The sequence below is a fragment of the Arenibacter palladensis genome, assembly GCF_900129275.1.
Lineage (GTDB): Bacteria > Bacteroidota > Bacteroidia > Flavobacteriales > Flavobacteriaceae > Arenibacter > Arenibacter palladensis.
This window is the reverse complement of sequence record NZ_FQUX01000004.1, coordinates 201409-226603: the sequence shown is the minus strand read 5'-3', so window position 1 is coordinate 226603 and position 25195 is coordinate 201409. Positions and strand designations below refer to the sequence as shown.

At 39.5% G+C, this 25195-nt stretch carries 26 protein-coding genes; 16 read left to right on the top strand and 10 right to left on the bottom strand.

Annotation, left to right across the window (positions count from 1 at the left end; genetic code table 11):
- Positions 1 to 66: 66 nt before the first annotated feature.
- On the bottom strand, positions 67 to 1962 hold the full coding sequence (gene glgB / locus BUA60_RS13260; protein WP_072862400.1) for a 1,4-alpha-glucan branching protein GlgB: 1896 nt from the start codon (positions 1960 to 1962) through the stop codon (positions 67 to 69).
- 180 nt (positions 1963 to 2142) lie between these two features.
- Between glgB and BUA60_RS13255 the strand changes: the two genes are divergently transcribed.
- The 4 genes from BUA60_RS13255 (at position 2143) to BUA60_RS13240 (ending at position 5323) form a co-directional block, all read left to right on the top strand.
- Positions 2143 to 2718: a collagen-like triple helix repeat-containing protein gene (locus tag BUA60_RS13255; protein WP_072862398.1), complete on the top strand. Its 576-nt coding sequence runs from the start codon at positions 2143 to 2145 to the stop codon at positions 2716 to 2718.
- A gap of 160 nt (positions 2719 to 2878) precedes the next feature.
- On the top strand, positions 2879 to 3373 hold the full coding sequence (gene msrB, locus BUA60_RS13250) for a peptide-methionine (R)-S-oxide reductase MsrB (RefSeq protein ID WP_072862396.1): 495 nt from the start codon (positions 2879 to 2881) through the stop codon (positions 3371 to 3373).
- A gap of 163 nt (positions 3374 to 3536) precedes the next feature.
- The gene (gene lpdA / locus BUA60_RS13245; RefSeq protein ID WP_072862394.1) at positions 3537 to 4928 is read left to right on the top strand and encodes a dihydrolipoyl dehydrogenase; all 1392 of its coding nucleotides are present in this window, start codon (positions 3537 to 3539) and stop codon (positions 4926 to 4928) included.
- Between the two features lie 95 nt (positions 4929 to 5023).
- Positions 5024 to 5323, top strand: a complete 300-nt coding sequence (locus BUA60_RS13240; protein ID WP_072862392.1) for a DUF3817 domain-containing protein — start codon at positions 5024 to 5026, stop codon at positions 5321 to 5323.
- Between the two features lie 108 nt (positions 5324 to 5431).
- Here BUA60_RS13240 and aroQ read toward each other — a convergent pair whose 3' ends face one another.
- Entirely contained in the window at positions 5432 to 5857 is a 426-nt protein-coding gene (gene aroQ, locus BUA60_RS13235; protein WP_072862390.1) for a type II 3-dehydroquinate dehydratase, read from the bottom strand.
- Positions 5858 to 6071: 214 nt separating this feature from the next.
- Here aroQ and xerD point away from each other — a divergent pair, with 214 nt between their 5' ends.
- Positions 6072 to 6977 carry a site-specific tyrosine recombinase XerD gene (gene xerD / locus BUA60_RS13230; RefSeq protein ID WP_072862388.1) on the top strand — a complete coding sequence of 302 codons (906 nt, stop codon included), beginning with the start codon at positions 6072 to 6074 and terminating at the stop codon, positions 6975 to 6977.
- 32 nt (positions 6978 to 7009) lie between these two features.
- On the opposite strand, the gene BUA60_RS13225 is transcribed toward xerD, so the two are convergent.
- Positions 7010 to 8302, bottom strand: a complete 1293-nt coding sequence (locus tag BUA60_RS13225; protein WP_072862386.1) for an NAD(P)/FAD-dependent oxidoreductase — start codon at positions 8300 to 8302, stop codon at positions 7010 to 7012.
- Positions 8303 to 8556: 254 nt separating this feature from the next.
- Here BUA60_RS13225 and BUA60_RS13220 point away from each other — a divergent pair, with 254 nt between their 5' ends.
- Positions 8557 to 9051 carry an RNA polymerase sigma factor gene (locus tag BUA60_RS13220; RefSeq protein WP_072862384.1) on the top strand — a complete coding sequence of 165 codons (495 nt, stop codon included), beginning with the start codon at positions 8557 to 8559 and terminating at the stop codon, positions 9049 to 9051.
- A gap of 4 nt (positions 9052 to 9055) precedes the next feature.
- The gene (locus BUA60_RS13215; RefSeq protein ID WP_084532599.1) at positions 9056 to 9703 is read left to right on the top strand and encodes a hypothetical protein; all 648 of its coding nucleotides are present in this window, start codon (positions 9056 to 9058) and stop codon (positions 9701 to 9703) included.
- Here BUA60_RS13215 and BUA60_RS13210 read toward each other — a convergent pair.
- Together BUA60_RS13210 and BUA60_RS13205 are read right to left on the bottom strand one after the other, a co-directional pair.
- Positions 9700 to 10503, bottom strand: a complete 804-nt coding sequence (locus tag BUA60_RS13210) for a lysophospholipid acyltransferase family protein (protein WP_072862383.1) — start codon at positions 10501 to 10503, stop codon at positions 9700 to 9702. The two genes, BUA60_RS13215 and BUA60_RS13210, sit on opposite strands and share 4 nt — an antisense overlap.
- A gap of 39 nt (positions 10504 to 10542) precedes the next feature.
- On the bottom strand, positions 10543 to 11184 hold the full coding sequence (locus tag BUA60_RS13205) for an NUDIX hydrolase (RefSeq protein WP_072862731.1): 642 nt from the start codon (positions 11182 to 11184) through the stop codon (positions 10543 to 10545).
- 100 nt (positions 11185 to 11284) lie between these two features.
- Here BUA60_RS13205 and BUA60_RS13200 point away from each other — a divergent pair, with 100 nt between their 5' ends.
- Entirely contained in the window at positions 11285 to 12001 is a 717-nt protein-coding gene (locus tag BUA60_RS13200) for a peptidylprolyl isomerase (RefSeq protein WP_072862381.1), read from the top strand.
- A gap of 81 nt (positions 12002 to 12082) precedes the next feature.
- Here BUA60_RS13200 and BUA60_RS13195 read toward each other — a convergent pair whose 3' ends face one another.
- Positions 12083 to 12700 (bottom strand): trimeric intracellular cation channel family protein, encoded by a 618-nt coding sequence (locus tag BUA60_RS13195; RefSeq protein ID WP_072862380.1) that lies wholly within the window; start codon positions 12698 to 12700, stop codon positions 12083 to 12085.
- 3 nt (positions 12701 to 12703) lie between these two features.
- Positions 12704 to 13429 carry an RDD family protein gene (locus BUA60_RS13190; RefSeq protein ID WP_072862379.1) on the bottom strand — a complete coding sequence of 242 codons (726 nt, stop codon included), beginning with the start codon at positions 13427 to 13429 and terminating at the stop codon, positions 12704 to 12706.
- 38 nt (positions 13430 to 13467) lie between these two features.
- On the opposite strand from BUA60_RS13190, the gene BUA60_RS13185 reads away from it, so the two are divergent.
- Genes BUA60_RS13185 through BUA60_RS13160 form a run of 6 tightly spaced genes read left to right on the top strand, consistent with a single transcriptional unit; the run spans position 13468 to position 19687 of the window.
- A complete protein-coding gene (locus BUA60_RS13185; protein WP_072862378.1) occupies positions 13468 to 14448 on the top strand; it encodes a stage II sporulation protein M in 981 nt (326 codons plus the stop codon).
- Positions 14417 to 15367, top strand: coding sequence for a hypothetical protein (locus BUA60_RS13180; protein ID WP_072862376.1), 951 nt, complete (start codon positions 14417 to 14419; stop codon positions 15365 to 15367). The genes BUA60_RS13185 and BUA60_RS13180 overlap by 32 nt, the downstream gene beginning before the upstream one ends.
- On the top strand, positions 15364 to 16092 hold the full coding sequence (locus tag BUA60_RS13175) for a hypothetical protein (RefSeq protein WP_143153189.1): 729 nt from the start codon (positions 15364 to 15366) through the stop codon (positions 16090 to 16092). Before BUA60_RS13180 ends, BUA60_RS13175 begins: the two co-directional genes overlap by 4 nt.
- Positions 16085 to 17296 (top strand): DUF4350 domain-containing protein, encoded by a 1212-nt coding sequence (locus BUA60_RS13170; protein WP_072862373.1) that lies wholly within the window; start codon positions 16085 to 16087, stop codon positions 17294 to 17296. The genes BUA60_RS13175 and BUA60_RS13170 overlap by 8 nt, the downstream gene beginning before the upstream one ends.
- A gap of 3 nt (positions 17297 to 17299) precedes the next feature.
- A complete protein-coding gene (locus tag BUA60_RS13165) occupies positions 17300 to 18304 on the top strand; it encodes an AAA family ATPase (RefSeq protein WP_072862370.1) in 1005 nt (334 codons plus the stop codon).
- Between the two features lie 48 nt (positions 18305 to 18352).
- Positions 18353 to 19687 carry a DUF58 domain-containing protein gene (locus tag BUA60_RS13160; RefSeq protein WP_072862368.1) on the top strand — a complete coding sequence of 445 codons (1335 nt, stop codon included), beginning with the start codon at positions 18353 to 18355 and terminating at the stop codon, positions 19685 to 19687.
- A 48-nt stretch (positions 19688 to 19735) separates the two neighbouring features.
- Here the strand turns inward: BUA60_RS13160 and BUA60_RS13155 are convergent, their stop codons facing one another.
- Complete coding sequence (locus BUA60_RS13155) at positions 19736 to 20131, bottom strand: YfiM family lipoprotein (RefSeq protein ID WP_072862366.1); 396 nt, start codon at positions 20129 to 20131, stop codon at positions 19736 to 19738.
- Positions 20132 to 20224: 93 nt separating this feature from the next.
- Between BUA60_RS13155 and BUA60_RS13150 the strand changes: the two genes are divergently transcribed.
- Both BUA60_RS13150 and BUA60_RS13145 read left to right on the top strand, forming a co-directional pair.
- Positions 20225 to 20449, top strand: a complete 225-nt coding sequence (locus BUA60_RS13150) for a putative signal transducing protein (RefSeq protein WP_072862364.1) — start codon at positions 20225 to 20227, stop codon at positions 20447 to 20449.
- A gap of 340 nt (positions 20450 to 20789) precedes the next feature.
- Complete coding sequence (locus BUA60_RS13145) at positions 20790 to 22520, top strand: tetratricopeptide repeat protein (protein WP_072862362.1); 1731 nt, start codon at positions 20790 to 20792, stop codon at positions 22518 to 22520.
- 105 nt (positions 22521 to 22625) lie between these two features.
- Here the strand turns inward: BUA60_RS13145 and BUA60_RS13140 are convergent, their stop codons facing one another.
- Both BUA60_RS13140 and BUA60_RS13135 read right to left on the bottom strand, forming a co-directional pair.
- Entirely contained in the window at positions 22626 to 23567 is a 942-nt protein-coding gene (locus BUA60_RS13140) for an NAD(P)H-dependent flavin oxidoreductase (RefSeq protein WP_072862360.1), read from the bottom strand.
- Positions 23567 to 25195: a S8 family serine peptidase gene (locus BUA60_RS13135; RefSeq protein WP_072862358.1), complete on the bottom strand. Its 1629-nt coding sequence runs from the start codon at positions 25193 to 25195 to the stop codon at positions 23567 to 23569. Before BUA60_RS13135 ends, BUA60_RS13140 begins: the two co-directional genes overlap by 1 nt.

Here is a 25195-nt window from a genome sequence, read left to right as displayed (position 1 = left end):
CATTCATGTGAATTAAAGAAATGATATGAGGTGCAAATACATTGGGTAGCATTATAATATAAAAAATCACTTAAAAACGACCACTCCTAGAGGTGGTATTGTGATTTCCACGGACTTATCATATCCATGCCATGCGGTTTTCCCAATTTTCAATGTGCTGTTTTTCATCCCTGTACCGCCATATTTTGTGTCATCACTATTGAAAATTTCCTTTAATTGTCCTGATTTTGGAACTCCCATTCTATATTTTTCCCTAGGTACCGGAGTAAAATTACAGGCTATATAGATATTCTCCTTGGGATTAATTCCTTTTCTAATATAGGTAAGGACCGAATTTTGATGGTCCCCGTAATCTATCCATTGAAAACCTTCAGGACTAAATTGTTTCTCGTATAGCGCAGGATACTCCTGATACAATTTATTCAAATCCTTCACCAAATTTTGAATTCCTATATGGAAGTCATATTGCAAGAGATGCCAGTCCAAACTTTTTTGAAAATTCCATTCGGAAGATTGTCCAAATTCGCCTCCCATAAAAATTAAATTGGCCCCGGGGTGGGTATACATATACCCAAAAAGCAATCTTAAGTTGGCAAAACGTTGCCATTCATCCCCAGGCATCCTATACAAGAGGGATTGTTTACCATAAACCACTTCGTCATGGGAAAAAGGCAACATAAAATTCTCTGTAAAGGCATAGGTAGCACTAAAGGTAAGATCGTTTTGATGGTGTTTCCTATAAATGGGTTCTTTTTTAAAGTATTCCAAGGTATCGTGCATCCAACCCATCATCCATTTCATTCCAAAACCAAGACCTCCCATACTTACCGGTTTGGACACCATAGAAAAAGAGGTGGATTCCTCGGCAATCATCTGTATTCCCTCAAAATTGGAATAAACGGTTTCATTGAGTTCCCTGATAAATGAAATTGCCTCCAAATTCTCGTTATTCCCGTAAATATTGGGTTCCCACTGACCTTCATCCCTGGAATAATCCAAATATAGCATGGATGCTACGGCGTCTACACGAAGTGCATCGGCATGGAACTGATCTAACCAAAACATGGCATTACTGATCAGAAATGCCCTTACCTCATTTCTCCCGTAATTAAATATCAAACTTTTCCAATCGGGATGATAGCCCCTTCTGCTATCGGGATGCTCATAAAGGTGGGAGCCGTCAAAAAAACCTAGACCGTGGGCATCTTCCGGAAAATGCGAAGGTACCCAATCCAGGATAACCCCAATTCCATTTTGATGCAATGCATCCACCAACACTTTAAAACCTTCAGGTTTTCCGAATCTCGAAGTAGGGGCAAAATAGCCCGTTAATTGATATCCCCATGAAGGATCATATGGATACTCCATGATGGGCATAAACTCCACATGGGTAAAATTCATTTCCTTAACATATTTCACCAAATCTTCGGCCAATTCCGAATAGGTCAAATAATCATTATTGGATTTTCGCTTCCAAGATCCCAAATGCACCTCATATACAGCAAATGGCTTGTCCAGGGCATTTTTTTCCTTTCTGGATTTCATCCAGGTTTCATCTCCCCATTTATGTTTATCTTCCCAAACTATAGATGCCGTCATAGGCGGATGTTCACAGCTTCGGGCAAAGGGGTCTGCCTTTTCGGTAACCACTCCATGATTTGTAGAATGAATAATATATTTATACAAAGTGCCTTTTCCCAAGTCTGGAACAAATCCCTCCCAGATACCACTACCATCCCAACGCACGTACAATTGATGGTCAGCTTCGTACCAATTATTAAAATCGCCCACCACTGAAACGGAACGGGCGGAAGGCGCCCAAACGGCAAAATAGGTCCCTTTGACCCCATTGACTTCAATAAGATGGGAACCCAACTTTTCATATAATTTGAAATGTTTGCCCGCCTTAAATAGATTTATATCAAAATCTGAAAATAAACTATGGGATACTACTTTGGTCATGATTACGTTATTTAGTGCACTGTTTAGACAACTTTGTTCCGTAATTTGGATATACGAACAACAAGTTTTCTCTAAAACCTAACTTTGCAAGTATAGATATAAAAAATGGAACGCTTTTTGAAACTACAATAAAAATACAATAACATTTATAGATTTTGATTAAACACTAAAATAAATATTATGAAAAAAGTAACCTTATTACTCGGCGCATTTATTGCTTTATTTTTTATCTCCTGTGAAGGACCTGCAGGCCCTCCTGGCTTTGATGGTTTTGATGGACAGGACGGACAGGATGGCGAGGACGGCATCCAAGGACAAGTATTTGAAGTAGATAATATTGACTTCAACTATGATGCAGGTGGTGATATCTATTCTTACATTATTACGTATTCTGATTTTACTAGTTTCCCTGTCTTCGAATCTGATGCAGTTCTGGTATACCGATATGATGGTTCGGTAGATTATCAAGACAATACAACAGCCGATGCATGGAGCCTGATACCTCAAAATTTCTTTTTACCCGAAGGCACTATACAATACACCAATGCCCACACTTTCATAGATGTTGAGATTTTTATTGACGGTAATTTTAACTTATCTAATTTAGACACCGGATTTACAGACAATCAATTGTTTAGAATCGTAATACTACCTAGTCAATTTGCCGCATCGAAATTGGACAAATCCAATATTAATGCCGTAATGAGCACTATAGGTGTTGAAGAAAAAGATGTTAAACGATTTACATTGGATTAAACTTCGTTACAAAATTTACTTGGCCCTTAATTCCTTTAGGAAATAAGGGCTATTTTTATACATTGAAACCTTAACTCAGGAATTGACTTAAGTGAAGCAGTGAAAGGAAGCTATTTGCATTTCGTCTAAATGTAGGAAGTACAATAAAATAAGATACGCTATGAAAAAAATAATATTCGCGCTTTGTGTGGTTTTTATTGGATGCAAGGGAACCTCACAGGAAAAGGAGGCGCCCAAATTGGATACCAAAAAAAAGGAGCAGTTCAAAGTCACCAAAACTGAGGCAGAGTGGAGAAAACAGCTTACAGACATGCAGTTTTATGTCCTTAGAAAGGCAGGTACGGAAAACCCTGGATCCAGCGAGTTGTTGAACAACAAACAAAAGGGTGTTTATACCTGTGCAGCCTGCGGAACCGAACTTTTTAAAAGTGAGCACAAATTTGATTCCGGAACGGGATGGCCCAGTTTCGACAGGGAGATTAAGGGAAATGTTGCCTATGACGTTGATTATGACCTAGGTTATGCCAGGACTGAAGAACATTGTGCCACCTGCGGAGGGCACTTGGGTCACGTTTTTAACGACGGCCCCAGACAAACCACCGGTAAGAGACATTGCATTAACGGTGCTGCTTTGAACTTTGTACCTGAAAAATAAGGTAAGACTACAATAAAACAAACTATTTAATTCATCAGGCTGGCCAACATCTACATACGGGCCAGCCTATTTTATTCCAATTAATTTAAAACGGCCTCTGTGTGGATTCAGTATGGTTTTGTAACTTTGCGACTTCATAATTTATTTACCAAAAAAAATATAAATGAGCAATTTCGATATTATTGTATTAGGTAGTGGTCCTGGAGGTTATGTAGCCGCAATCAGAGCCTCTCAATTGGGATTTAAGACTGCCATTATAGAAAAGGAAAATCTAGGTGGCGTTTGTTTAAATTGGGGATGTATCCCTACCAAAGCATTATTGAAATCCGCTCAGGTTTTCGAATATTTGCTTCATGCAGCGGATTACGGACTAAAGGCCGAAGGTGTGGACAAGGACTTTAATGCCGTAGTCAAGAGAAGTAGGAACGTTGCAGAAGGAATGAGCAAGGGCGTTCAATTTTTGATGAAAAAAAATAAGATTGAAGTCATTAAGGGCTATGGAACCTTAAAGCCAGGAAAAAAAGTAAGTGTAAAATCCGATGACGGCAAAGAAACAGAGTATTCGGCCAATAACATTATTATTGCTACAGGCGCACGCAGTAGGGAACTACCCAGTTTACCACAGGATGGCAAAAAAATTATAGGCTACCGCGAGGCCATGTCCTTGGACAAACAACCAAAGAAAATGCTTGTAGTGGGCAGTGGGGCCATAGGTATAGAATTTGCCTATTTCTACAATGCCATGGGCACAGAAGTAACCGTAGTGGAGTTTTTGCCAAACGTAGTACCGGTAGAGGACGAAGAAGTTTCCAAACAATTGGAGCGCAGTCTTAAAAAGACAGGAATAAAAATTATGACCTCCTCCGAAGTAACCAAGGTAGATACCTCTGGTGCGGGAGTTAAGGCCACAGTTAAAACAAGCAAGGGAGAAGAAATTCTAGAGGCCGATATCGTATTGTCTGCCGTAGGTATCAAGACCAATATTGAAAATATTGGTTTGGAAAATGTTGGTATTGCAACGGATAGGGATAAAATTTTGGTAAACGATTATTATCAGACCAATATTCCCGGATACTTCGCCATTGGCGATGTAACACCAGGGCAGGCCCTAGCCCACGTTGCATCGGCAGAAGGAATACTTTGTGTGGAGAAAATTGCGGGTATGCACGTAGAACCTTTGGACTACGGTAACATTCCTGGGTGTACCTACTGTTCTCCTGAAATAGCATCTGTTGGACTTACCGAAAAACAGGCTATTGAAAAAGGATATGAAATAAAAGTTGGTAAATTCCCATTCTCAGCTAGTGGAAAAGCCAGTGCTTCCGGTAACAAGGACGGCTTTGTAAAAGTAATTTTTGATGCCAAATACGGCGAATGGCTAGGATGCCACATGATCGGTGCAGGAGTTACGGACATGATTGCCGAAGCAGTAGTTGCCCGTAAATTGGAGACTACAGGCCATGAGATCCTAAAAGCCGTGCATCCCCACCCTACCATGAGTGAAGCGGTAATGGAGGCTGTAGCACATGCCTATGGGGAAGTAATACACATATAAAACAAGGCTCACTTCCTTAAAAATTTAGACCCGTTAGGCCTATATCCTAACGGGTCTTAAAAAATAATTTTATTTCGAACCTGACCGAAAAAGATATGTTGAAAATTTTTAGTTTGACCGCAATTCTTGAAGGTATTTCCTATCTATTGCTTTTTGGCATTGGAATGCCTTTAAAATATATGGCCCAAATACCAGAACCCAATATTTATATTGGTTATGCCCATGGATTTCTGTTCATGGCATATGTAGTTTTGGCAATCGTGGTCTGCGTAGAAAAAAAATGGGACCTAAAAATGTTTGCCATTCTATTCATTGCCTCCCTTGTTCCTTTTGGTACTTTTTATGTTGACAAGAAGTATCTAAAGCCGCAAATGGCCGTAAATAGCGGGCAGTAATCAGTGAACAGTATTCAGTAGTCAGTAGTCAGTAGTGTACGTCACTGATATTGTTTAAATACTGTATTTTACTTGGATAGCTATTTTTTATCCAAACAAACCACAACCTTAGTCTACCTTCAAAAAGCTTTGAATAGCCAGGTCGTAACTTTTTAGACCAAAGCCCAATATTACGCCTTTGGCTACTGGGGAAATATAGGAGGTATGCCTAAACTCCTCCCGCCCAAAGGTATTACTGATATGGACCTCAACTACAGGAGTGGTTATTCCCTTTATGGCATCGCCAATACCAATGGAAGTGTGGGTATAGGCACCGGCATTCAAAACAATACCTTGGTATCCTTCAAAACCACAATCGTGCAATTTATTTATGATTTCACCTTCTATATTAGATTGATAAAACTCCAATTGCACTTCCTTAAACTTGAATTGCAAGGTGGCAAAATACTCCTCAAAAGTTGTTTTTCCATAAACCTCTGGCTCTCGTTTGCCCAAAAGGTTAAGGTTTGGTCCGTTGATAATGATAATCTTCATGGGATAAATGTAAGAAATTGTAATTCATAAAAAAAGAGGGTCATGGAGTATTAATCCCGCTTTGAAAAAGGATTTGATCCCCTGGCGGTTTCTATACAATCCATTGGCAATAAACAATTCAACCCACCAGGAAAGAACCAGTATTAATTTATCCGTATAAAGAGTTAGTGGGCATATGTTATTTCAACCCAAAAAAGTCCATTATATTTAGGCTATGAAATGGAATCAAGCCCTTCACGATTTTCAACATTACCTAAATTTGGAACGAGGTCTCTCCAAGAATTCCATTAGCAACTACGTTTTGGATGTTGAGAAATTAATACTTTTCCTGGAAAGCCATCAAATTGTGGAAACACCCATAAATATTGATAAAAGTACGGTTCAACAATTTATTTACGAACTGGCAAAAAATGTAAACCCTAGGTCTCAAGCCAGGGTAATATCGGGTTTAAAAAGCTTTTTCAATTACTTGGTCTTCGAGGATTATCGCCAAGACAACCCCATGGAATTGATAGAATCCCCCAAAGTTGGCCGCAAACTCCCCGATACACTTTCCGAAGTGGAAATTAATACACTCATTGGGGCCATAGACCTTTCCAAACCCGAAGGAGAGCGCAATAGGGCCATTTTGGAAACACTTTATGGCTGTGGACTAAGGGTTTCCGAGCTATTGGACTTAAAATTATCGGACCTTTATTTTGAGGAGGATTTTATCAAGGTTACGGGAAAAGGCGACAAGCAACGTTTTGTTCCCATAAGCGAAATCAACAAAAAATACATCAATATCTATAGAAAGGAAATACGAAGCCATATGACCATTAAAAAGGGGGCTGAAGATGTCCTTTTTTTAAACCGACGAGGGAATAAATTGACCCGTGCCATGATATTTACCCTTATAAAACAACTTGCACAGGATATAGGGCTACAAAAAAGTATAAGCCCCCACACATTTCGGCATTCCTTTGCCACCCACTTATTGCAGAATGGAGCAGATTTGCGGGCCATTCAACAAATGCTCGGCCATGAGAGCATAACCACAACGGAAGTTTATATGCATGTAGATCGCACACATTTAGCCGAAGTAATGAATAAATACCATCCCAGAAAAAGTGTGATATAGGATTGGACAATTAAACTTAATGCTTACTTATTCTAATCCTTAAAAGCGCTATAATTTCTATTGAAGGGCCTAATGATCAATCGGGCCTCCCTATCGAAGCGAACATAATTATAAACCCAGTTCACGAAGACCACCATTCTGTTCCTAAAGCCGATAAGAAAGAACAGGTGTACGAACATCCAAACAAACCAGGCAAAAACTCCTTGGAACCTAATATTCTTCATATCCACCACTGCCTTGTTCCTTCCAATAGTGGCCATACTGCCCTTGTCCTTGTAAACGAAGGGCTCTAAGGGCTTGTTTTCCAATAATCGCACTAGGTTCTCCCCAAGGTTCCTTCCTTGCTGCAAGGCGGGCTGAGCCATCATAGGGTGCCCTTTGGGCGCATCCTCCGTCTGCATACAGGCCACATCCCCAACAGCAAAAATATTGCTATGACCTTTTACCTTATTGAATTCATCTACCGGAATTCTACTTCCTCCCACCAATAGATCTTTGGCATTCAAACCTTTAATTTCAACTCCTTTTACACCAGCTGCCCAAACTAGGGTAGCAGTTTCAAAATTAACATCTGTATCCGTGGTAACCGTTTTACCGTCATAGCCCGTTACCCTTGTATTTTTCCATATTTGAACACCAAGTCCCTCCAAAAAATCCTCCGCTTTTTGTGAAGCTTTTTCACTCATTTCCTTAAGTATGCGATCTCCGGATTGAATGATATGAATTTGTACCCTTCTGGTATCCAGATCCGGATAATCCTTTGGCAGAATCCCTTTTTTTATTTCCGCCAAGGCACCGGCCAATTCCACCCCCGTAGGCCCTCCCCCAACAATGACAAAATTCATTAGGGCGTCCCTTTCATGATATTGATCGGTGAGAAGTGCCTGCTCAAAGTTTTCCAGTATTAAACTTCTAAGATTTAATGACTGGGGTATGGTTTTCATGGCCATACTATTAATTTCAATCTCCCTGTTCCCGTAATAATTGGTTTCAGAACCAGTGGCAATCACCAAATAATCATATTCAAGGGCACCTATATTGGTCACAATAGTATTTTCCTCGGTTCTTATTTCCTCAACATTGGCCAACCTAAAGAAAAAGTTGGTATAGCCCTTTATAACTTTTCGTATGGGATAGGCAATGGAATCTGGCTCCAAGCCCCCGGTAGATACTTGATATAACAGAGGCTGAAAAGTATGATAATTATGTTTATCCAGAAGTACAACCTGTACTTCTTTATTTTTCAATCCTTTGGCAATGGAAATACCTGCAAAACCACCACCTATAATAACAATTCTTGGAAAACTAGTCTTAGGAATATTCATACGCGTAAATATGGGTAAATTTAAACATTCGCAAACTAATCAAGAAGAAGAATATTGGATTTAAATGTATTCAGATTTACCAAAAATAAAATAGCACACAACTTTAACGAACGATTTGACTATTCTAATAGATGAATCATAATGTAGAACAAAGTAAATCCACAATAATTTTTAATTATCCGCTTTAAAAAATATATTGGTTGTAACAAAAATATATTTTCTGCTACTAATCATCAACTAACTACTAGAACCGAGTGACCAAAGATTTGGAACATCAATTTGTTACGGAATTGGAGCACAATCAGAATATTGTGCATAAGGTCTGTACATTGTACACCAATGATAGGGACTCCCATAATGATTTGTTTCAGGAAATAACGATTCAATTATGGAAGGCCTATCCCAAGTTTAGGGGAGAATCCAAATTTAGTACATGGATGTATCGGGTTGCATTGAATACGGCCATAACATTATATAGAAAATCAAAAAAAAGTATACCGACCCAAGATTATGAGTCGGTCATGTTTAAAATAACAGCGGACGAATACGACCCTACCGAGGAACAACAACTTAAACTAATGTACAATGCGGTACGGCAATTAGGGGATGTAGACAAGGCCTTGGTCTTTCTTTACCTGGAAGATAAAGACTACAGAGAAATAGCGGAAACCTTGGGTATTACCGAGGTAAATGCCAGAGTGAAAATGAACCGAATAAAAAACAAATTAAAAACCATTTTAAATCCCTAGCCACATGATGGATGAACTGGAATTATTAAAAAGGGATTGGCAAAAGAAAGACAAGCAATTGCCTCAACTGTCCTTTGATGAGATTTATAAAATGATATGGAAGAAATCCTCTTCCATCGTTAAATGGATCTTCTTAATAAGTATTATAGAATTTTTGGTACCCCACCTATTGTACCTCCTTCCTTCTATGTCCAAAAATCTCGCGGTATGGAAAGATCTGGGCCTTGGGAATTTTCTATTGATTTCCAACGTGCTTCAATATACCGTGGTGCTCTTTTTTATCTTTCAGTTCTATAGAAGATATAGGGAAATATCAACCTTGGACAATGCCAAAAAACTTCTATTGAACATCTTAAAAACCAGAAAGACCGTTAAATATTACGTCATATTCTGTTTGTCCCTGATATTCCTGTCGTTCATAGTCATGGCCGTAGGTATATATTTGAACGAAGATCCCATGGCCGCAATGGGCTATAGCTATCAGCCAGAAAATATTAGCCGGGAACAATTAAAGACCACCTTGATCGCAACAGTGGTTGTTTTGGGGGTAGTGGTTACCCTAGTAATGGGATGTATTTATTTTTTACTTTACGGAATCCTCCTAAAGAAACTAAAGAAAAACTATAAGGAACTTAAGGAAATGGATATTTAGACCCTGAATTTCCGTTTTTTGTTTTCCTCTTCGTATGCCATTAACTCACTTTTGGGAATAACCTTTAAGAAGGACGGATGTTGCTCTATGGCATATTCCAATTTTTCAATGATGGAATCGAAAGATTCATTCTCATAATCGATATCCAATGGTTCCTTGATTACCATAGACTGTAGAATTCCTTTCTTTTTAATACGCAGTCCTTTTTTATCGAAAGATCTTCTAAAACCGTCTATGACCACAGGGACCACTACGGGTCTGTATTTCTTTATAATATGGGAAGTTCCTTTACGTAACGGTTTCCAGGGAGTTGTGGTGCCTTGGGGAAATGTAATTACCCAACCATCCTTTAGTGCCGTCCCAATATTGGAAATATCGCTCATTTTAACCTGTCTGTTAACGTCCTGTCCTTCGGACCTCCAAGTACGCTCCACACTAATTGAACCCGCATATGCCAAGATTTTTGTCAACAGGCTTTTCTTCATGGTTTCCGCCGCCGCCACATAATACATATTCAATTTGGGCTGCCATATGTATCCCAAATTTTTTATAGAATCTTCCCTACCGCTTAAACTGGCGTTGAAGACATGGAACATGGCTACCACATCCGCAAAATATGTCTGATGGTTACTTACAAAAAGTACATTTTGAGGTGGCAATTTTCTAATAATATCCGACCCCTCAATTTCAATAGTATTAAATCCCCTATATCTTTTGTGCGTGATAACGGCCAGAATGCGTATAAGCCACTTCTTTAAAAACAAATTATGTCCAAACGGATTTTTCTTAAACAGGCCCATATTTTTTTTGTTAACATTCAAAATTACAAAATAAGTACCTTATAACACTTGTTTAAACAATTCCTTAATTTCACTCAACATCATTGCGGTTGCCCCCCAAACTGTATAACCATTTAATTTAAAGGCTGGTACCTCTACATTCTGTGCATAGGACGTATTCAAAATTTGATGAAAAATTTTCTTATCATCCATAAAATCATACAAGGGAACCTCTACAATGGCCGCCACCTCATCTGCCTGTCGTAAAAACGGTTTCTCCTTTTTATAGAGCCCAAGGTAGGGCGTAACCTCAATATTGCTCGGAGGAATATAGACCTCACTCATGGATCTGATTACCGTAATCTGCTCCCGAATTGCCCCCACTTCTTCCTGGGTTTCACGCAAGGCGGTATCCAACAAATTTAGGTCCAACTTTTCCACCTTGCCACCAGGCAATGCTATCTGATTGCTATGTATGCCCTTATAGGTATTTCTTAATATCAGAAGTAGGTTGGTCTGGTAGTCCATACTTGGATAAAAAAGCGCCATTACTGCAGCCTGCCTCGGATTTTTCTTTACTATTTTACCGGACTCCAACTCTTTTATCCTGTACATTGGGGCCATTTTATAATGCGAAGCACTTCCAGGAAGTTCTAGATTTTCTATTTTTGATACTCTGTTGGAAAAATCGTCAAAATGCACAAATTCTATTTTTGTAATTTTCAGCAAATTAATTAAAAAACAACCAACCCTCGGGCGATATTAATCATTTAACACTCATTTAAAAAATAATACAAATTACATGTCACTTAAAGAAATTTCACTTTTTGCATTATTGTTTATGTTCCTTTTAGGGAGCTGCAAAGATCAGCCGACTACCGAAGAAAACAAGCTTCCCCAGAACAATATTAAAAAAGATAGCATTGTTCCAGAGATACCTGCAGAAGTAGAGGAAAAAGAAGAAGAGGCCTTTGAGCTAACGGAAGATAATGCCATTGAGTTTTTCTTCAATTACAGCAAAACCTTAAAGGAGGACAAGGTAAAACTAACCACTAGCCTAGGGGAAATTACCATAGAACTATTCGACAACGTGCCCTATCATAAAGCCAACTTTATATACCTTACCAAAATGGGGTATTTTAACAATACCTATTTCCATAGAGTAGTTAAAAACTTCATAATTCAAGGAGGAAATGCCGATAATGTGGAAACTGCGGAAAAAAGGTCAAAAATTGGACGATATCTTTTGCCTCCCGATACAAGAAAAGGGCACAAACACCATAGGGGGGTAGTATCTATGCCCAGCAGTGAAATCAACAACCCCCATAAATTGGCATCTCCCTACGAATTCTTTATAGTGGTTACCAAACCGGGCTCCTATCACTTGGATGGTGGATACACCCCATTTGGACGGGTAATAGACGGCATGGATGTGGTAGACAAAATAAACAGCCAACCTGTGGACAATGGGGATTGGCCTTCCCAGAATATCTATATTCTAAAAGCGGAAGCTTTTTAATAGGCAATAAATTATTATATATTGATACAAAGCAAGCGGTCCTATTCCTACCCTCTAATTGCACCCTATCCACAAAAGCAACTACCCTTCCTTGACTCTACGGTAGATACTTGGAAGGGATATCTTGAATCTAACTGCAAGCAATCGGATCCCGATGACGATCAATATGGTAGCTACATAGGCATATGCATCATCATAGGGCAATTTACGAATAAGGAAAAAGCTAACACCACCCATTATACAGGCCGTGGCATAAATTTCCTTTCTAAATATTACAGGTATTTCATTACATAATATATCGCGTATTACCCCTCCAAAACAAGCTGTTATAGTACCAAGGGCTATGCACATTACCGGAGGCAAGCCCGATTGTAACCCATGAGAAATGCCAACCATGGTGTACAGGCCTATTCCAATAGTATCAAAAAGAAATAGTGACCGGCGCACATATTTCAATTGATTCCTGAAAATTATGGCAAAAACAACGGTTCCGGCTATCACATAAACATAGGTAGGTTCCTGCATCCACAATACTGGTGTATTGCCAATTAACAAATCCCGTAAAGTACCACCCCCGGTCGCCGTTACAAAAGCTATAATAAAGACCCCAAAAAGATCCAATTTTTTGTCCATAGCCACCAAAACTCCGGAAATGGCAAAGGAAATTATTCCTAATATATCAATTACAAAATAGAGCATGGGCTATGATTTTTGGGTATAAAAATTATAATCTTTTAATACTGTATCTATATATTGCACGTCATACAGGTCCGAATTGGAATTCAAAACACTTTCCACCTTATCCCTCAAGGCCTTCATGGTCTTATAGTCATGACTATTTTTGGCAATTTGGTAGGTTTCCTTTATGAGACGAACATCCTTATCTGTCAATAAGGTAACGTTGGTAAACTTAGGGGCATAGGTTTCCTCTACCTCTTCCAAAATAGTATGTGAAATTTTCACTGTATTTTTAGTACTTATAACCACGGTACCGGCAGCGGCGTCCCCTAACCTTTGTTTTTTATCCGTAAATAAAATGGTCAATAATCCAACGGACCCAAAGAAAAGCCAAATATCCACAACACGGAGCATCCACCTAACCAATAAATTTGACCAATGTACAGGGGATCCGTCCAATCTCACCACTCTTATTTTCATGAGCATTTTCCCCACCGTTTGACCATTGAAAAGTGAGTGCAATATTAAGCTATAAAACATGGCCGGAAGAAAAATAAGGCTTACCAACCCTATTTGTGTCCAACTATCATCATACACATAACCTATGGCCCTTCCTATCAACTGCACCAGCATGGCGTAGAGATATAGTATAAAGCCGTCGATTAAAAAAGCCACGATCCTTTCACCAATTCCAACAATTTTATAATCCAGGTTTACATTTTGCGTTGTATTGATTTGAAGTTTGGACATATTAGTACTATTTTTATTTTTTAAAGGATTATCCCAGTATGCGTGAGGCAGCTTTTGTGAAGCAAAATAAGGAAAAATGGATAGCATTTGAAAAGGCTATCAACTATAATGCCCACATTAGTCCGGACGAACTTGCCAATGGTTACATTCAATTGACCAACGACCTCGCCTACGCACAGACTTATTACGCCGAAAGCAAGACATTATTGTACTTAAATTCCTTGGCATCCCAGGCACATCAAAAAATATATAAGAACAAAAAGGAGAGCAGTAACAGAATAGTGGAATTTTGGAAAACGGAATTCCCACTTTTTTTTAGGCAATATCATAAAACCTTGGGCATCGCCTTTCTAATCTTTATGATCGCCAGTGCTATAGGCAGTATTTCCGCTATGAACGACGATACCTTTGTAAGGTTGATCTTAGGTGATGCCTATGTAAACGAAACCCTCAACAATATTGCCAGCGGAGACCCCACTGCCATATATAAAGGAGGCAGTGAAATTGGCACTTTTTTAGGAATTACCATAAACAATATCAAAGTAGCCTTTATGGCCTTTTCCTTTGGTGTAATTACCAGTATCGGTACTGCTTATATTCTGTTTAGCAATGGTGTAATGCTAGGGGCTTTCATTACTTTTTTTTACACCCAGGATGTCTTTTATCAGGCAAACAAGCAGATTTGGCTACATGGGACCATAGAAATTTCGGTTATCATTATTGCCGGTTGTGCCGGATTGATCATGGGCAATAGCATTCTGTTTCCCAAAACCTATTCCAGAAGAATTTCTTTTATGAAAGGGGCCAAGGACGGATTAAAAGTAGTGGTCAGCACCATTCCCTTTTTTATAATTGCCGGTTTTATAGAAGGGTTTATTACCCGCTATTCCAATATGCCCTCTTGGTTGGCGTTTTTAATTATAGGCAGCTCTTTATTGCTAGTTCTTTTTTATTATATCATATATCCCATTTTGTTAAACCAATCTTATGCAAGTCGAAAATCAGGAAAAATTTATTGAACTAAGAGTTAATAGGGACTTTGGGGATATCATCAATGTTTACTTCGAATTCTTTAAACAAAACCTTAAAAAATTCACCAATGTTTTTCTAAGCTACAACGGTATTTTTCTAATAGGACTATTAGTTGTTAGTTATTTGCTGGTATCCGGGGTAATTGGACTTATCACCAATAACCAAAATACAGTCTTGGATGTAGTAGGTTCCGGCAGCGAAGCCTATATTATGTACTTTATCTTTGGAGGTATTCTGTTCTTTGTTATTTTTCTAATGGTGGCTGTGTTAAATTATAGTCTCAGCACTTCATATATGATAAAATACGAAGAACGCAAAGGGCAGAATTTTGATAAAACCGAGGTTTGGGAAGAAGTCAAAAATAATCTGGGAAGCATCATTGTTTTTATTCTGATTTTGATGTTACTATTTTTTGGCATTATGATCGCAGCCATAATCTTGACTTTTATACCCTTGGCAGGTATGCTTGCACAATATGTAATTCAATACTTCGTAATGGCCTGGGTAGGAGTATCCTTCTTTGTAATGTTGAAAGAAAAACGAGGTGTTACCGATGCCCTTGGAGAAGGTTGGAACTTGGTGACCAAAAATTTTTGGAGGTCCGTAGGGGTTAACTTTATCTTAGGGTTCTTAATTGGTCTTTTGTTCATGGTGGTCATTATGATTCCTGGAATTCTTATCGGGATATACACTTTTCACGTAGTTCAAAACGATGTTGATCTAGGTGCTTCCGTGGTACCCACTATCATTTACACCTTGGGCACCTGCCTGTTCCTGATAATTGCGGTTTATTCGCAATGTCTATCGCAGTTTGTAAATGGGCTGTTGTACTTTTCCCTGCACGAAAAAACATATAATCTCAATTCAAGAAGCAAAATAGACCAAATAGGACTTCAAGACCAGTGATAAGATTAACCGCAACCCTTTATTGTTTTTTTAATTTATTCTTCGGGTTGGCCCAAGGGGAAAAGGATTCGGTACCCTTAACCGAAGATACCAACAGTAAATTGGTATTGCGAAGTTTGGATGAAGATCTTATCCAAAAATATCAGGGAAAGGAGTTTAACTACGACATCAAGGATGGTGAATCACAAAATTTACTGGCCCGTTTTCTTACATGGGTTATGAACGGACTCAGGGATGTTTTTGGTATTGACATTCCACCAGGGATTACCCAACTACTGGAATACCTTATTTATGGACTAATGGGCGCTTTGGCCATATACCTGTTAATAAGATTCCTGACCGGAGAAAACGCCTCAGCCATATTTAGAAAAAAGGAGGCTGCAACCATAAATCTAAACTTGGCCGAGGAACATATAGAAAGCTTGGATTTGGATGCTTTGATAACCGATGCCATACAACAAAATAATTACAGACTGGCCATACGTTACCAGTATCTAAAAGTATTAAAAACACTGTCCCAACATCAGATCATTGAATGGCATTATGAAAAAACCAATCTGGACTACGAAAAAGAAATAATAGCTCCCAAAATAAGGCTACTATTTAAAGATGTTTCCTATTTATACGACCATATCTGGTACGGGGAACAGGAAATAGACGATCAAAAATACCGAGCCGCCCAGATTACGTTTACCAACCTTAACAACATAAGCGCCCATGGATAAGCGTTCCAAAATAATCCTTGGGTTGTTTCTTGCCGTACTTATTGGCATTATAGTAACCGAAGTTGTGCGCCCGAAACCCCTAAACTGGCGACCATCATATACTTCCTCGGACAAAATACCTTTTGGGTGCTATGTACTGTTCCATGAACTCCCCAAACTATTCCCAGGACAAAAAATACACACTACCAATGAAAGTTTATACAACGTCCTTGCTACAAGGGATTCCAGCACCGCCTCCAACTATTTATTGATCAATGATTTTCTGGATCTGGACAAACAGGAGACTTTTAAATTACTTCAATACGTTTATGATGGTAATGACACCTTTATTGCTGCTTCCAGCTTTGGCACCTATTTGGCAGACACCTTAAACATTGAAGTAGAAACCCAATACTCCATAAAAGAGGATACAGTCCTGATCCACCTTACCAACAATTCATTTTCCAAACAAAATTATCCCTTAAAGCGCGGAGTATACAATACCCATTTTTCTTCCGTGGATACATTAAACACAACGGTTTTAGGGTATATTAACTTTAAATCGGAACAGGGAACTTTAGCTTCAGGATCCAATAAAATGGCCATGAGTCCCAATTTTGTAAAGGTAAGATTCGGTAAGGGCCATTTTTACCTGAATACCACTCCTCAAGCGTTTACCAACTATTATATGCTTAGAGGCAATAAAGACTATGCAGCAAATGCCTTTGGCTATCTCAAGGATTTGGATGTATATTGGGATAATTATAAAAAATCCGGACGGATAGTAATAGATTCCCCCATGCGCTTTATACTTAATCAAGCATCCCTAAGGTGGGCCTATTACTTGGGTATGTTAGGACTATTAATTTTTATAATATTCAAGGCCAAAAGGGAGCAACGGATTATTCCAGTGATTACACCTTTGGAGAATTCGTCCATTGAATTTGCCAAAACCGTCGGGGGGCTATATTATGAGCATAGGGACTATACAGATCTGATCCATAAAAAGATTAATTTTTTCTTGGAGCATATTAGAAGTCAATATCAACTAAATACCGAATCCATAAACGAAAAAACCACCATGGATCTTGCGGCAAAATCGGGCAAACCACTATTGAAAGTCAAAGAACTTTTAGATTTTGTAGTACATCTTAACAATAAAAAACATCACAATGAACAAGATGTGGTTCAATTGAACAAAAAAATAAATCAATTTAAAAAATAATACATGGAAGAAAGTCAGCAAGGGGAAGACTACAGGCCGTTGGAATTTAAAAACAGAATAGACCTAAGCCAGCTACAAGAGTCGGTGGCACAGATAAAAACCGAATTGGGAAGAGTTATCATTGGGCAACAGGAAATGATCGAATTACTCATTATTTCTATCTTGGCCAATGGGCATTCCTTAATTGAGGGGGTACCGGGTGTTGCCAAAACCGTCACTGCCAAACTCCTGGCAAAGACAATGAACGTAGGCTTCAGCAGAATACAATTCACACCAGATCTAATGCCAAGCGATATTTTGGGCACATCAATTTTTAATGTGAAGACCTCGGAATTTGAATTTAAAAAAGGCCCTTTATTTTCAAATATTATTTTGATAGATGAAATAAACCGAGCCCCCGCCAAAACCCAAGCAGCCTTGTTTGAAGCTATGGCCGAACGGCAAATTACCATGGATGGACTTACTTATGAAATGTCGCCGCCATTTTTGGTATTTGCCACACAAAATCCAATTGAACAGGAAGGTACCTACCGACTTCCCGAAGCCCAATTGGACCGTTTCCTTTTTAAAATAAAAGTGAACTATCCATCCCTGGAGGAAGAGATAGAGATTTTGGAAAGTAAACATCGCCAAAAAAACAAAAATTTGGAAAGCTTAATAACTTCGGTGCTTAGCGCAGACCAAATAGCCAGCTATCAAGAGGTTATCAAGGAAATTATTATAGAGGACAATCTAATGAAGTATATAGCAGGAATTGTCCATAATACACGTAACAATGCCAACCTATATCTTGGAGCCTCCCCCAGAGCCTCCATAGCTATCATGGACGCCTCCAAAGCTCTGGCTGCCATCAACGGACGTGACTTTGTAACCCCGGATGATATTAAAAAAGTGGCAACCCCAATATTGGGGCACAGAGTTATATTGACTCCTGAAAGGGAAATGGAAGGATTTACTCCGGATAAAGTGATTAAACAAATTATGGAAACCATTGAAATTCCAAGATAACGGACAAAATCTATTGGCTATAAAATGTACGATAGTACCCTATATCATATGAAGAAACTCCTAAGCAACATCTATTTACAAAAGAGATTCTTTATTGTATTGACTATTTTGGTCTTAGGGTTCTTGCTTTCTTATATGGTGCCAAATATTTTTGGAGCAGTTAAATTATTGTTCTATGTATTTGCCCTAATTTTTTTGGTCGATATTATATTGGTATTCGCATCCAAGGGCGGAATAACAGGACATCGTTCGGTTCCCGAAAAACTTTCCAATGGGGATGAAAACGAAATTAACATAAGTCTATCCAATTCTTACTTGTTCCCGGTCGGTTTGAAGATTTTGGATGAAGTACCCCATCAATTTCAAAAGCGGGATTTCGGAATTTACACTACCCTTGGGAAAGGTAAGGAAAAGCGGTTCAATTATTACCTGAGACCCACGGAAAGAGGAGTGTATTCCTTTGGGAATTTAAACGTGTTTGCCAACTCCCCTATTGGTTTCATCTCCAAAAAGTACATTTTTGGCAATGAACAGCAAGTCCCTGTGTACCCCTCCTTTTTACAATTGCGGAAGTATGACCTTATGGCCTTTACCAATAAACTCTTCGAATACGGCCTTAAGAAAATTCGCCGTATTGGCCATACCATGGAGTTCGAGCAGATCAAGGATTATGTTCTGGGAGATGATATCCGGAACATTAACTGGAAGGCAACTGCAAAAAAAGGTGGCCTAATGGTAAACCAGTATCAGGATGAAAAGTCGCAGCCTATTTACTCCATTATAGATAAAGGGAGGGTCATGAAAATGCCTTTTGACGGACTTAGCTTATTGGATTATGCCATTAACGCTACCTTGGTCATCTCCCACATTGCCCTTAAAAAACATGACAAGGCCGGAATGTTCGCCTTTGCCAAGAAGATTGAAAACAGGGTAGTTGCCGAGAGACGAAGTTCCCAAATGAACCTTATTTTGGAAACACTTTACAATTTGGAGACGAATTTTGCAGAAAGTGATTACAGTCGATTATACGCCGATATTAAAAGAAATATTACCCACAGGAGCCTGCTACTGCTCTATACCAATTTCGAGACCTTGGATGCCCTGCAGCGACAACTACCCTACCTACAAGCAATTGCCAAGCAACATTTATTAGTAGTCATTTTCTTTGAGAACACCGAATTGATCAAATTTACGGATGAAAAGGCCGAGACCATCCAACAAATATTTGAAAAAACAATTGCAGAGAAATTTGTTTATGAAAAGAAGCTTATCGTTAACGAACTAAGGAAATACGGAATACAGACCATTCTAACAAAACCAGAGCACTTGACCATAAATACCATCAACAAATATTTGGAAATAAAAGCGAGAGGACTAATCTAAGATTTGGTAACGTCCAGTTTTATGGATTTTCAATCAAAATCAATTCCTTCAGTATTCCATTTCATGCTTACCAAAAGTCATATTTTCATCGACGATTTCAACCATCATTTCTTTTCCCTTTCTTTGCCTCTTCTCCGAAAAAATATCAATAGTAATTCCAATGGAAACTCCTCCCAATACTGTAGCAGCAAGATCTCTGTTGTCCCAACCGTTGTACTTATACTCATCATATGCCTCCTTGGCCAAGCCTGCCAACAGACTTGAAGTTACGGCACCGGCAATTCTCCAATAGCGGTTACCTCCAGAAAAGCCATCCGCAATATCTGCTCCTATAGCCCCACTTAAGGTACCGGCCATAAAATGTTTCACCTTATCCTGTTCCAGTTGTGCGTACAGCGGCAATGCGCATAAAAAAAAGATAATACCTACTATAATAGTCTTCATCGGCCACAAAGATACTAATGCCGAAACAAATACTGTCTGATTGGCGTTTATATAAAATTTGTATCTTAACAACAGTTTACCAATACTAAAAAAATGAATTCCAATTATACCCGCATATTTTCAGGTAGTTTTATTTCTGTTCAGACAATAGTTAATCAACTAAGGGAAATTGGCATAGTACCAGTGATAAAGGATGAATCGGAATCCGGAAGGTTGGCAGGTTTTGGATCTGCCATTCAAGGGAACCAAGAGATCTATGTCCATGCCGATGAGCTGGGAAAAGCGCAAAGTATTGTCCAAAAAGCTATTGGTGACTAAAGGAATATATTGCCAAGAAATTTTCTATGTAACATTCTTGACCCTATTATTCGTAGAAATAGCCAACTCATAGTTTGCGGAATATCAACTTCAAGGGCTTTCTTTCACCAACACCAACCATTTAATACTTGTATAACCTCCTAGAATTCACTACTTTTAGATATCGTAATATTTAGTTTTTTATCTCCCCTGTATTTAAACGATTACAAATTTTCCCCTCGCACTTAAACAGTCCTTAATTAAAAACAAAGCCAACCTATCATCAAACATAGGTTGAGGCATTGCAACGTTTTGGAAATCCAAAATGGACCTAACGGCATCAACATAAAACATCAACGTCATGAAAACAAAATTAAGTTTGTCCATATTCTTGATAGTGCTAATGGCCATAGCCTATTTTTGGACGCCTCAAACCTCTCCAAAGGTATTGGAGGTAACGCAGGAAGCCAGTTTTTACTCCATGAAATGTACTGTGGCCAAATTCCTATTGAGCAATGTGGATACCACCCAACAAATTGCACCGCTGTTCGAGAACCTAGGTAATTTACATTTCGGCATAAGCACAAAAGACCAAAAGGCCCAAGCTTATTTTGATCAGGGCGTAAAACTTACCTATGCTTTTAACCATGCCGAAGCCCACCGTTCGTTTATGGAAGCATCTCGACTCGACCCAAAGGCTGCCATGACCTATTGGGGACAGGCCTACGCATTGGGCCCCAATATAAATGACCCCATGCCAGATGACGAGCGCAGAAAAAAATCTTATGAAGCAATATTAAAAGCCAAAAACCTGTCCCAAAACAGTTCGCCCAAGGAAAAAGCTTTAATAGAAGCTTTGACCCACAGATATAGTGGTGATTTAACTAAAGAAATTTCAGAATTGAACATGGCCTATATGAGTGCCATGGAAAAAGTAGTGGAAGCATTTCCAGATGATGCCCATATACAGACCTTGTACGCTGCCTCCATTATGAATACCATGCCTTGGAATTATTGGGACAATGATGGCAACCCAGCTCCCAATACACTAAAGGGAAAAACTGCGTTAGAGCGTGCAATGATCCTGAATCCCGACCATCCAGGAGCCCATCATTATTATATTCATATGGTGGAGCTTCCCAAACCAGACCTCGCCATTCCCAGTGCGGACAAACTAGGGTCCCTAATGCCCGCAGCAGGCCATATTGTACATATGCCTTCACATATTTATATAAGGGTAGGCAGGTATGAGGATGCGGTAAAGGTGAATCAGGCAGCTATTTTGGCAGATGAGGATTATATCTCCCAATGCTATTCCCAGGGCATGTATCCATTGGGATATTACCCGCACAATCTACACTTTCTATGGTCTGCCGCTACCCTCTTGGGCAACAGTGACCTAGCTATTGACGCCGCAAAAAAAACAGCGGAAAAAGTACCAATAAGCGAGATGGCAACTTTGCCATTTTTACAAGATTTTGCTTCCTCTCCACTGTTGGCCTATATCCGCTTTGGAAAGTGGAATGAAATTCTGACCATACCTTATCCAGGAGATCAATATAAACACCTTAAACTTATTTGGCATTACGCAAGGGGAATTGCCTTTGTCAGAAAAAATAACATCAAAGAGGCCAAGGAAGAGCTGGAAGCCCTTCGATTAATGAAGAACGACCCAGAATTGGAAACCGTTGTGGCCAATTACACCAATCCATCTTCAAGTATAGCCCAAATTGCACATGGGGTTGTTTCCGGTGAAATAGCCCATGCAGAAGGTAATACAACAGAGGCCTTGGAATTTCTAAAGCAAGCGGTATATCATGAAGACCAGTTAATTTATAGCGAACCTACAGCATGGCATATACCAGTAAGGCAGACTTTAGGTGCTATTTTATTAAAGGCCCAAAAATATGAAGAAGCTGAAAAAGTATACAAGGAAGACCTGGAAATACTCCGCCAAAACGGCTGGTCTTTAATGGGATTGCATAAAAGCCTTATTGGTCAAGGTAAAATAGAAGAGGCAAAAAAGATCGAGCAGGAATATGATGAGGCATGGAAACATGCAGATATCTCATTAAAAACTTCTGTACTATAATTACGCCCAAAAAAATAACAGGACATATTTAAGGAAGCTTGGAAGACGTTTGGTAAACTAATTTCCAATATGGGGTATATTACAGAACTAGATTGATTATTTCTCCTACAAATGCTGGACATCTGCTTTGGCATGGGTAAATTCCTCCATCATGTCCATCACAATTTGGGCCGCAGGTTTTATTTCATGGATTAAAGCGGCCACCTGACCAATTTCCAATTCACCTTCCTCCATATCTCCCTCGAACATCCCCTTTTTGGCCCTGGCCCTACCCAATAGGGCCCTTAGCTCCTCTACCGTTGCACAACCGGCATAGGCCTTTTGAATATCGTTATAGAATTTATTTTTTATCAACCTAACGGGTGTCAATTCCCTTAAGGTCAATTGGGTAGCCCCTTCACCGGCCTCTACTACCTTTTGCTTAAACAGAGGGTGGGACGAAGCTTCATTGCTCGCCACAAATCGACTGCCCACCTGCACACCATCGGCACCCAAAACCATAACCGCCAACATAGCTCTACCTGTTGCTATTCCCCCTGCAGCTATTAATGGGATACTTATTTTTTCCTTTACCGCAGGAATTAATGTCAAAGTAGTGGTCTCATCCCTACCATTATGCCCACCGGCTTCAAAACCTTCGGCAACAATGGCATCCACCCCAGCTTCCTCTGCTTTTTGGGCAAATTTCACACTGCTCACTACGTGCACAACAGTAATCCCTCTGTCCTTTAAATATGAAGTCCAGGTTTTAGGATTTCCTGCCGAGGTAAATACAATCTTCACATCAAGCTCCACTATGATCGCCATGAGCTTTTCAATATCCGGATATAGCATAGGCACATTGACCCCAAAAGGCTTATTGGTGGCCAACTTACATTTTACTATATGTTCCCGTAATACCTGCGGATACATGGACCCAGCTCCTATTATACCCAATCCCCCGGCATTGGAAACGGCAGATGCCAACCGCCATCCACTGGCCCATACCATACCAGCCTGAATTATAGGGTATTGAATTCCAAAAAGATCGGCAATTCTATTTCCCATTAGTTTTTTATCAATTTATATTCCTTTCGAACCCCATCAACATTTACATGTACAATGTAAATGGCCCTACTTAAAGTTTCTACGGATATTTCCTCGTTACCTTGATTTAATTGCCTTTCCAGGATACGTCTTCCATAAATATCAAAAAGCGTTACATGGGCATTCCCATAGGTCTCTGGAAGCCGAACCTGAAACTCGGTCTTGGAAGGATTAGGAAATAGGTACCACAAATCGTCCCCTGAATTTGTAATATCAATTCCCAAAAGTGTCAATGCCGTTGAAAAATTGGGTATTCCAAAACCCATTTGGGAATTTGGATTTTGATAACGGGAAGAGGATTCCCTTACCATGTCCATAATTTCCATATTGTTTTTATCGGGGAAGGCCTGCCAAAATGAAGCCATGGCACCCGCCATAATTGGCGATGCAAAAGAGGTTCCATTATTTTTCACCAATCTTTCGTCCGGACCTATTACCGTTGCTCCTGCGCCCAAGGCCATCCCATCAGGCTTAATCCTTCCATCGGCACTTGGCCCCCTGGAACTAAATGCCACATAGTCGCCAGAGGTATCAACCGCACCAACACCAAATACATTGGCATCTGCCGGGGCAGTAATAATGCCCCAAGAGCTATCACCGGAATTCCCTGCAGAATTCACGACCAATATCCCTTTTTCCGTGGCTATATTGGCCCCTTTGGAAATAAACGCTGTATTTCCATCCATATCCGCTGGGGAATAGTTATATCTTGGATTATCATAAGTACTATAGCCCAAGGAACTGTTAATTATATCTACACCAAGGCTATCCGCACGCTCAGCAGCCTCTACCCAGTAGCTTTCCTCCACTGGTGTTTCCGTAGCGGCATCTTCAGTTCTAAAAAGAATGTAACTGGCATCCGGAGCGGTACCAACAAATTGTCCGTCCACAAAACCAGCCATATCGGACAATACCCTTGTACCGTGATCATTTCCGTTAGCTACATAAATATTTGTTGACCGAGCAACAAAATCATATCCGCCCCATAAACCATTGTTCGCACGTAAACGGTCAAATGCACCCATTTGATCCACATTGGGGAAGCCACTATCCAAAACTGCAATCAAGAAACCCTCCCCTGTAAAATTGTTTTGGTGCAAAACGTGTACCCCCAATTGTTCTACCTGGGAATAAGATTGTCCATAGACAAAATCCACCCCTTGTTCCAAAAACTTGTTTTTATGATTATTGACTTCATTTCCCACAAACGTAACGAAGTTGGATTTGGCATTCAAACCCTTATCGGCATAAGAAATATGGTCTACAAACTGAAGATCCGTTAAAGCTGCTATGTCCGATTCACTGCCAAGAACGTGAACACAATTGAACCATTTGGACTTAGCCTTGACCGTGATACCATTTTGAAGTTTTAATTGGGCAATATAATCCTCATTGACAGGAACATCCCTTTGGTCTATGCCTATATTATATCTGTTCTTTTTTTGTATTGCCCGTTCGGATAAAATACTTGATGGATTTAAAATGGAGGCCTCTACCTGGTCTTTATCTTTAAAATATACCCAGGCATGCTCTTGGGCCCCTCCCCAAACCGAGAATATAATACATAGAAAAAGGACAGCCCTGGCCAT